This is a genomic window from Yoonia sp. 67-2 (genome assembly GCF_035117555.1).
In the GTDB taxonomy this organism is placed as follows: Bacteria; Pseudomonadota; Alphaproteobacteria; order Rhodobacterales; family Rhodobacteraceae; genus Yoonia.
This window is the reverse complement of sequence record NZ_JAYKPK010000022.1, coordinates 1-8,977: the sequence shown is the minus strand read 5'-3', so window position 1 is coordinate 8,977 and position 8,977 is coordinate 1. Positions and strand designations below refer to the sequence as shown.

At 52.4% G+C, this 8,977-nt stretch carries 7 protein-coding genes and 1 pseudogene; 1 reads left to right on the top strand and 7 read right to left on the bottom strand.

Annotation, left to right across the window (positions count from 1 at the left end; genetic code table 11):
- Window positions 1–672 (top strand): IS3 family transposase (locus tag VOY09_RS18250; protein WP_323811306.1); only part of this gene is annotated, 672 nt, incomplete at its 5' end.
- Window positions 673–969: 297 nt separating this feature from the next.
- Here the strand turns inward: VOY09_RS18250 and VOY09_RS18245 are convergent.
- The 7 genes and pseudogenes from VOY09_RS18245 to VOY09_RS18215 form a co-directional block, all read right to left on the bottom strand.
- Window positions 970–1,125, bottom strand: a pseudogene (locus VOY09_RS18245) (transposase); the annotation flags it as partial.
- A gap of 407 nt (window positions 1,126–1,532) precedes the next feature.
- Window positions 1,533–3,251 (bottom strand): tetratricopeptide repeat protein, encoded by a 1,719-nt coding sequence (locus VOY09_RS18240; RefSeq protein ID WP_322896306.1) that lies wholly within the window; start codon window positions 3,249–3,251, stop codon window positions 1,533–1,535.
- 194 nt (window positions 3,252–3,445) lie between these two features.
- Window positions 3,446–4,354 carry a hypothetical protein gene (locus tag VOY09_RS18235; protein ID WP_322896304.1) on the bottom strand — a complete coding sequence of 303 codons (909 nt, stop codon included), beginning with the start codon at window positions 4,352–4,354 and terminating at the stop codon, window positions 3,446–3,448.
- Between the two features lie 66 nt (window positions 4,355–4,420).
- A complete protein-coding gene (locus VOY09_RS18230; protein ID WP_322896303.1) occupies window positions 4,421–5,362 on the bottom strand; it encodes a hypothetical protein in 942 nt (313 codons plus the stop codon).
- Between the two features lie 123 nt (window positions 5,363–5,485).
- Window positions 5,486–6,790 (bottom strand): CsgG/HfaB family protein, encoded by a 1,305-nt coding sequence (locus VOY09_RS18225; protein WP_322896301.1) that lies wholly within the window; start codon window positions 6,788–6,790, stop codon window positions 5,486–5,488.
- A gap of 65 nt (window positions 6,791–6,855) precedes the next feature.
- Window positions 6,856–7,395, bottom strand: coding sequence for a hypothetical protein (locus tag VOY09_RS18220; protein WP_322896299.1), 540 nt, complete (start codon window positions 7,393–7,395; stop codon window positions 6,856–6,858).
- 41 nt (window positions 7,396–7,436) lie between these two features.
- On the bottom strand, window positions 7,437–7,940 hold the full coding sequence (locus VOY09_RS18215; RefSeq protein WP_322896297.1) for a hypothetical protein: 504 nt from the start codon (window positions 7,938–7,940) through the stop codon (window positions 7,437–7,439).
- Between the last annotated feature and the right edge of the window lie 1,037 nt (window positions 7,941–8,977).

Below are 8,977 nucleotides of genomic sequence, written 5' to 3'. Positions count from 1 at the left end.
CTGACAGGGCTGACGGATGCGCGCAAGACCTGGGGGTTTGGCCTGTGTTTCCTGCATTTGCGCAACGTGAAGGGGCATCCGTGGAACCATAAACGCGTCTATCGGATCTACTGCCAGCTGGAGTTGAACCTGCGTATCAAGCCCCGCAAGCGGCTAAAACGGGAGAAGCCTGACGTTCTGGCCGTGCCGGACGCGCCCAATGTGACCTGGTCCATGGACTTCATGGCGGATCGCCTCGGCGACGGCAGGGCTTTTCGGCTGCTGAACGTGCTGGATGACTTCAACCGTGAGGGGCTGGGGATCGAGGTCGATTTCTCGCTGCCTGCAGAACGGGTTATCCGCAGCCTTGATCGCATCATCGAATGGCGCGGCAAGCCCGGGACGATCAGGGTTGACAATGGCCCCGAATATATCAGCGAAACGCTAAGAAAATGGGCTGAGAAACATGCTGTTACGATCCAGCACATCCAGCCGGGACAGCCCCAGCAAAACGCTTATGTCGAGCGCTATAACCGGACGGTTCGGCATGAATGGCTGGACCAATACATCATCGAAAGCATCGAGGAGGCTCAGGATCAAGCCACGCAATGGCTCTGGACTTACAACAACGACCGCCCCAACATGGGCATCGGCGGCATCACACCCGTCATGAAATTGAATATGGCTGCGTGAATTCTACGGATGCACCCCGTTAAAAAAGGGGAGATTACCCCAGCGCCGCGGCAACCGCTCTCTCCTTGAACTCATCAGACCAACGGCGCCGCTCGCTGATTGGCGCACCGTCAAGCCGCTCCGTCACAGCCTCGATCAACTGTAAGCTACCAGTCGCAGGCATAGGCGTAGAACTAGTCGTAGACATGGAACCTCGGCGATCAGATCATCGCCAAAAGCCTACCCCAGACCAGCGTCGCCATTAACCCACGGGGTGGCCTTCCCGCTTACGTAAAGTGTCTTGTGGGGACCATACTACTTGGGCGCATCACGCCACCGTAAGCCATTGCGGTTTATGAAGATAATCCCGCTTAGGACGCGCCGATCATCAACGCGAAGCTTGCCGTGGGACTTCGAGAAGTAAGGCTCCAAGCGAGCAATCTGCGCCTCGGTCAGCAAAAAGAGATCAGACATGTCACTACTCCATTTTCTGAGCCGTGAATCACGCAACAGACCTGAAATCAATGGGTCCTGAACCTAGTGGGCGGTGTGGATTACTGTTGGCAAAGTGACTACAGAATGCGTTCAGGTTGCGTAAGCAATGGTAGGCATCCACTCTATCGCTTACAAAAACAGAAATTGCGCAACAATCACAAAGGAATCATCTCGGGGTTTTGAGGGGCAGTTCGGCCTAGTTGGCAAATCATGACAGCCTGACGGTTGCGGTTCAGATCACTTAGGGTCGAAATAAGAACACTGATTGAGACATGCTGGCTGGCCGGAACCCACTCCAAGCGAAGTCCGAAACAGTGCACTAGACCCAGTTTTATCCCCATTGCCGGCCCCTTCGAAAAAATGCATACGGTAAGTGTTCTTTTGCGCTAGCGTTCGGCCATTACCCTTTTCAGGGGATTTCCACCTTCTTCGGCTAGCACGACATCCAATCCCACCTCAAGCTTGCGGCGCATCCGATATTGGTCGTTCACGCTGTTGACATCTTCTGCATCAGCGAAAGACAACGCCCGACTCCATTGGAATTCGGCCTCGCGTTCGCGGCCAACAGCCCAATAGGCGTCCCCCAGATGGTCGTTTACAACTGGGTCTACCGGGTTCATTTCACTTGCACGCTCAATCTGCCATACCGCTTCTTCGTAACGGCCCAGACGATACAGGACCCAACCTAGTGAATCCACAATATACCCCGACGTGGGCCTTAACGCGACAGCGCGTTCAATCATATTCAAGGCTTCGTCTAGATTGCGCCCCTGTTCGACAAGCGAATAGCCAAAATGATTCAGAACCTCCGGTTGGTCTGGGTTGATTGCAAGAGCGGCGCGAAAATCTTTTTCGGCACTTTCGGCATCACCAATGCGTTCTGCAGCGACGCCCCGCGCATAAAACAACACCCACCGCTGTGGATCCGTGTATGGCGTCAGTCCAATAGCGAGGTCATATGACTTTATCGCACCGTCATTGTCGCCCTGCGTGCGCAAGACATCGGCCAACGCAAAATGCACCGACGGCAGGTGCGCGTGGCTGCCGATCAGCTGTTGTAACACCTCAATTGCCTGTTCCGACCTGTCGTCTTGACGCAGCGCAGCGGCTTGGATTAGTCTTGCAGCTGGGTAGGAGCGGTTATCGGTGGGGACATCCTGCAGTTCCTGGATCGCCAGATCATATTGCCCGAGACTATTTAGCAAGTCTGCGGTGAGCAACAGCGCTTCATTGTGTTCGGTTCGCAGAAATCGGACAATGCGCGCATAATGTAAAACATCACCATCGCCGGCGGATTCTTCGCGTAAAGCGACAGCAAAGTTAAAGAACACCTCGGCAATACCAGTCTTGGCATCTATGATCCCAGCGTAAGATATCGGTTGGTCGCTTTGAAGAGCGGTGATCAGCGTCTGCATTTCGGGGTCAATGTTGTCGCCAAAGCTGGCAGTCAATAGTTCGATCGCTTGCTCCTTGCGGCCCAACTGCGCCAGTATCTCAGCTCGAATGCCCACACCGCGCCGCGTCTGTGCGGCTGATCCTGCAATACCAGAGGATAAAATTGTCTCAGCTCCCTCAAAATCGCCGACGGACGCTAGGGCAAGAGCCTTGTGATACATCACCAACACCTTAATGCCAGCGACATTGCTGAGCTCATCAAACTGAATGATTGCAGTGGCCATATCGCCCAAGCCAACATAGGCCCATGCTTTGATCAACGCGTCGACCCAGAGGCCAATGCCAGCTTCATCGCCCACCTGCGCGATCAGCCCCTGATAGTTCTCAGCCTGCGCCAGACCCGCGGTCCTGACCAGATAGGCCACCTGAGAGCGTTGATTGTTCACCTCCAAGAACTTGGCCAAGGGAATTGCCTTGGCTACATCGCCCGACGACAGGTAGGCTAGCATCGTTCCTTCCAAAAACTCTGGGTTTCGTGGATCGTGTGCCAGTGCTTGTGAATAATACTTTGCGGCTTCGGCAAAGTCGCAGCTCATCGCAGCCTGACGCCCGGCAAGGTATGCTCCTGAGACAGATTGTGCTGCGACGGGTACTCCTGCAGTCGCACCAAGCGCGATTAGGCTTACAGAAACTAGAAAACTTCGGATCATATAGCAGGCCTCATTTGGCTTGATTAAAATTTCTATTTCGTTTTTGCAAAAAACCTGGACTTGCTTGTGGTTTATAATGCGAAAGTCATTGAAACCTTGACACACACCTGTCGCGCGTTAGTCGCCGCAATAAAGACAACCCTTTCTCGTCAGCTGCCATATTTCCTCAAACAACTGATCAGAAAATCGACACTTTAATTGCTGATCTTTCCGCTATTCACCGCCCCAATCGTTGTCGTCACGATATTGCCAATACTTCCATTCAACCCGACGAAGATATTGCTTACCCGACCCGTGACTTCGCCTGTATTGGAAGCTATATTCAATGCTAGCATGCTTTCGTTAAACCCTCCGCCCATATCACTTACCCGGTGGGTCAGAGCGGAAATCTCACCTGCAAGCGCATAATCAATTGGGGTGCTTGGACCGGGACCAAGATGTGCCAAATCGATGCCGCTTGCACCTATTGCGTTGGGACCGGTACTGACCTGAACATGGGTGACAATTTCACCCGCGTTCACGGCACCAAGTGCCGTGCTGCCCATCGTTGAAACGTCTATGAAAGACGATAGCATCCCCAAATTGAAGCCCGTAACATCCGATATCAGCTTTGGCCTCACTGAGGTCAGCGTATTGGTAATATTCCCGTCAATGTGCGTCATGACCATCTCTTGCGCCAGCGTCAGACGTGAACCATTGGACGACTGTTCAAAGATGGAAAGTTGACCACCAAGTGGCAGTGAGTAGACTGCGCTACCGACAGGATACAATCCTGCGCTGACACCGGAACCAAGTTCAGAGGCCAATGTCGAAGGAACTTTCACACCGAAAGCGTCAGTAATTTCGAAAACTTCCATTCCCGTTTCATCATATCCTATAATGACACGATCACCTCTTGCTAATGATCTGGGCCGGGTGACTGGCTTGCTTACGTTTTCAGCAATGTTTGCTGATACATTAGAAGCTTTTGAAAGGGGATATGTCGCATCTAACAATTCAAGTACGCGTTCAAGATAAGATGCAGAAGCGCAAGTGGGCATTATTGCAAGAAGTGAGACACATAAAGAAACACAAGGGCAGTGTCGGGCGACCCAATTGAACATGCATCCTCCCTCTTGTGATTAAGGGGGCAGGAGCCCCCTTAACTAATTTTCTTAACCGACAGTAGTTTATTGACCAGCGGAGGCGCCGGTGATGCCGTTGACGGCTGCGTTCACACCAGAGATGATTTCGCCGGTGTTGACGGCACCAAGTGCTGTTGTCGACAGGTTGCCCATCGAACCGTTCAGTTCGGCCATCACGTTGGTGATGGAACCGTTGATGCCCGTCATGTTTGACGCGATGTTCAGCACAAGTGCGCCGGTATCGGCCGAACCACCGATCTGTGTCATGACTGACGACAGGGCTTCGGTTGTGGATGTCTTGGCGTTGTCGACGGACGAGTTCACGCCAAGCGTGATTTCGCCGGTGTTAACGGCACCAAGTGCTGTTGTCGCCATGTCACCAAAATCGAAGGTTGGCAGGTTGTATTCGATTGCCGACACGTTTGCCGATGCAATTGCTTGCTGTGTTACGGCACCGATACCATCAATGGTGTTGTTGATCGAACCGTTTACGCCTGCGAGGCCTTCAACTGCTACAACACTTGGGGTGTAGGCCACGAAGGCGTTTGCCGCTGCAAGGTTGTCATAAGAAGCGTCAGCAATGACACTCGAACCGTTGGTCCAGTAACCACCGGTCGAGCTGACGAGCTGATAATCTGCCCTTTCAGCTGCGGACAGGGCGGCATATTCTGCTGCTGTGATCACAACACCGGCCGAAGGATCGACATAGTCAGTGCCAGCTACTGCTACAAAATCTGCCTGATAATCAAGTGCAGCGGCAGCAAGAAACTCAGCTTCTGAAATGACAGCACCAGTCGCGTTTGTGTAGACGGTTACACTTCCGGCACCGCCGATGTTTTCAGCAATGTTCGCAAATGTGCCGTTGACGGATGCGAGGTTTGTGGCGTTGTCGATTTTGCCCAGTACACGCTCCAGAACGGATTGTGCTGAGGCCGCGCCGGTCATGGCGACCATGACGATGGCGGTCGTTGCAAGAAGATTTTTCATGTTTTCGTCCTGTTTCATCACGCCCCCTCAAGCGTGATATGTTTTCCCGGGTTTCTGAGGGCCCGTTGATCCAAAGGGATTATGCCCTTTGGAATGTCTGAAACCCGTGGCACGCGGATGCGATCAGCGTGCCGGGCTAAATGGTGTTGCAGCCTCGCCCGGTGTGGCGGTGGACCGTTGCGGTGGCAGGCCCGTTGGTTGCTGTCCCGCCGCAGCGGGCGGGCCGGATGGCGGGGTTTGCGGCGCGGGTGTCGGCACCACAGGGGCGGGTACTGCGGCCTGCGGGGCGGTGGCGGCCAGCGCGTCATTGGCTTGCGTGGCCAGATCAATCGCGCGTTCCACCACGATGGCCGCGGCGTCGCCTTCGGCACCGGACAGGCCAAGCTGGGCCGCGCGTTGCAGCAATTGCCCTGCGGTTGCAGCCAGTTGCATGGATTCCGCCGCACTTTGCGCCTGCACATCGCGGGTTTCAGCAGCCAACGATTTTTCTGCCGCACCGATCGACCGCACCGCATAAATCGTGGTCTGGTTGGTGATTTCGGCCAGCTGGGTTTGGACAGTCTGCGCGGTTTGCGCGCGCGCTGTGGCCTGTTGCGCCGCAGCCTGTTCTTCCTGCGCCTGCATTTCACCCAACCGTTCGCGCGCTTGTTGGGATGAATTCAGCGACGCCTGCACAAAGTTCTGCATAGGCAGCGGGATCGGGTTCACGCGGCCAAAGACCGGGCTGATCTGCTGGATGCAGGGTGCGAATGCCTCTTCGTTCATCAGCTGGCCTAGCAATTGCAGCGTGGCAAGGCTAAGCATCTGGCGCAGGGTAAAATGCAACGCCTCGCGCTCCATACCGCCTGCGTCAAAGCTGATCAGCGTGTCGCCAAAGAAACGGCCAACGGATGTGCCCACCTCTTGCGAGAAGATCTGTTTTTGCAAAGGCACATTCGCGACGATGCGGCCAGTAAAAGCATCTGTCAGCGTCAGATCAAGCCCGATCAGGATGCGGTTCTGACGGAACCGAGGCCCGACACCGGCAACAGTCGTGCTTATCCCGCCACCAGGTATGAAATCGAGGCTGTTGATACTCCCCGAGATGTAGAAATTGACCGGCACCTGCTGTTGCAGGTCACGGATACCCCATTGGGTTTCGGTGATCGCAATATTGGGATCGCGGCGGTTGACCAGTGTCACACCAGCGCGGAACAGCGAAGACTGCACCATTTCGCCCGCACCTTGGGTGACGTATTTGCCGCTGGCCCCTTCGGCATAGCTTTCCTTGCCGGTGGCATCAACCACCTGCCCGACCGCGAAAATGATACCGGGGTTAACCTTGCCACGGATGCAGGACAGGGCCTCGTCAAACGGCGTGACCACGTCTTCGACGGCGGGGCCGATGGGCAGTTCAACATTTTCACTGCGAGATGTGAAACCGTTCATCGTGGCGCCACACCCAGTCAGTACCAGTACACTAGTAAAGGCCAAAAGTGATTTCGGCACTCGTATCATGGCGCACACCGAGTTTTCTGATGTGACAAATCCATTGCAATGTCGATGCCGGACGCCGTTTCCATTGACGCAAAAGGAGTCTCAGTCAAAGCTACGCTGCCATCTATACACCCACTCGAGTCGGCGGCGTTGGTGGCATCAACCCAATTGTTGTTACCGTTGACATCGATATTCGTAGTGCCGGTGTTCATCGCACCAATAGCATTGGTGTTCTGGCCGATTTTGTCACCGTTTAGATGGATATCAAGCTGGCCATAACTGGCTCCCAAGCCGCTTGCGTCAACGTAGCCTGACCTGTTATCAGCGCTATTATAGGTCGAATTGCTTACAACCGTCGATGGGCCCGGCTGTGTAACCGCGCTCCTGATTGCTTGGGCCTGCTGAATCCCCAAAGACCGATCAGTTGCAGATTGGAAACCCCAGCCTGCACCCCAGTCATTTCCGGAACTGGTGAAATTCTGCGCAATAGCGTTTCCACCGCTTCCGATGGAGCCAATCAGCGCAAGAATAGGTATGGTGACTTTGAGATACTTCACTTTTTTCCATTTCAAAACATCAATAATAACAGCGACGAATTTTAAATTCCAACTTCATCAAACACGCGGTCAACTAACTCTTTTGCCATGTCTGCATCGGTAACCGTCTCGTCATCAACCGCACGAACTATTCCCAGATCGCGGTCGACTTTGGAATATTCTATAGCCCCGTCTTCTTTTCTAACACCGGCGGCTGCGCCCGAATTATTTGTTTCAGAAAACTCAATAACGGGATCAGCATTACGTGTTTCGTCTGATGGCAATCTACTAGGTGGCTCTCTTAACTCATCATCACGCCCAGCGTTTCGTGAACTATCAGACCGTTCATTTCTAACAACTGCCCGTTTTATAATACTAGGCGGCAATGTAGGGGCGTGCACAATCGGTACACATATTGTTTCTGGATCTGGTGAGTATTTTTCTAGCGGCAAATCAGCTTCGCCGTCAGCATCCCAACATATAACAGTGGTTTCTGGAACCGTCTCTTGATTTGAGCAACCCGCTACCGACCCCACTACAACCAACATTAAGAATCTGTGTTTCATCAATCACCTCACGAGGGTAAGATGTAAACGCGCCCTCATACCAAGTACATATATACGATAGTTTCGAAAGCGTATCTTTTGGCACCAATTTCCCAATAAAACGAACACCACAATGTAACACTTTGATTATTTCCCCTTATGAGGGGTAAACGTCCTTTCACTAAGTGAAAGGTCAGCCTTCACTCGGAACAAGATTGCAACGAAGATCATTACTGAAAGCCTCAACAGGGCTGAGAAAAGTGAAACGTTAAAAAGATCAGCTCTTAAATAATCAGCACCATGTGATGCGATAAACCGCCGATCTTTAGCGTTCTGATCGTCGTTTGCTTTGGTGGGTCTTTTGTGGTTGCTTGCAGCGAACTGGAAGTTTCATTTCATGCTGTTTTTGATCGAGGCTTGAGAACGACCCGACTTAGGTCAGTGGATTATTTCAGCATTGATCGACAAGTATGACTTCGTTACTAAATGAATCTACGAAAAAATTAATAACTTGATCAAAAACAGAAATTGGCTTTATACGCTTTAACAAGCGAACGAGTAGTGTTTTAACACTTAAGTAAATGGTGACATGCTAGCAGCGACGAAAATATGCACTGAGCAGCCTTTGCTGCGGGATTTCGCGTAGAGCATGGCGTTTATGCCGCTGTTAGTTAACCTTACCAGTCGCTCTCGCTTGGCGATAGGCCGTTAGCTTAAGCTTTCGCCGAACAGTGCAAAGCAAACTTCGAGATAGATGCAATAATCAATACGGCCCTTTTCTCATAATGTTCAGCTGCGAAGGCAGCTCTTGTATTGTTGAGGGGCCTTTCAATACACAACTGATTTTTTACCTGACGATGATTGTTTCTCAAATTTTATATGTCTGCGAGAATTTTGCGACCTCTAGATTATGTAAGTTTTGGAATCAATTCCGACCATTCCCTACGAGTACACTAAGTCGACTAAGTCACGGTGCGATACCTAGGCCGTGTTGACAAAAGGGATTCACATCGGGCCGCAGGCATGATTCAAACTGGTATCTGCAATGGAGACCAGCT

Coding starts and splice junctions, on each gene's coding strand:
- VOY09_RS18225 (WP_322896301.1), bottom strand. CDS start 6,790: ATGAACGGTTTCACATCTCGCAGTGAAAATGTTGAACTGCCCATCGGC.
- VOY09_RS18230 (WP_322896303.1), bottom strand. CDS start 5,362: ATGAAAAATCTTCTTGCAACGACCGCCATCGTCATGGTCGCCATGACC.
- VOY09_RS18235 (WP_322896304.1), bottom strand. CDS start 4,354: ATGTTCAATTGGGTCGCCCGACACTGCCCTTGTGTTTCTTTATGTGTC.
- VOY09_RS18240 (WP_322896306.1), bottom strand. CDS start 3,251: ATGATCCGAAGTTTTCTAGTTTCTGTAAGCCTAATCGCGCTTGGTGCG.
- VOY09_RS18215 (WP_322896297.1), bottom strand. CDS start 7,940: ATGAAACACAGATTCTTAATGTTGGTTGTAGTGGGGTCGGTAGCGGGT.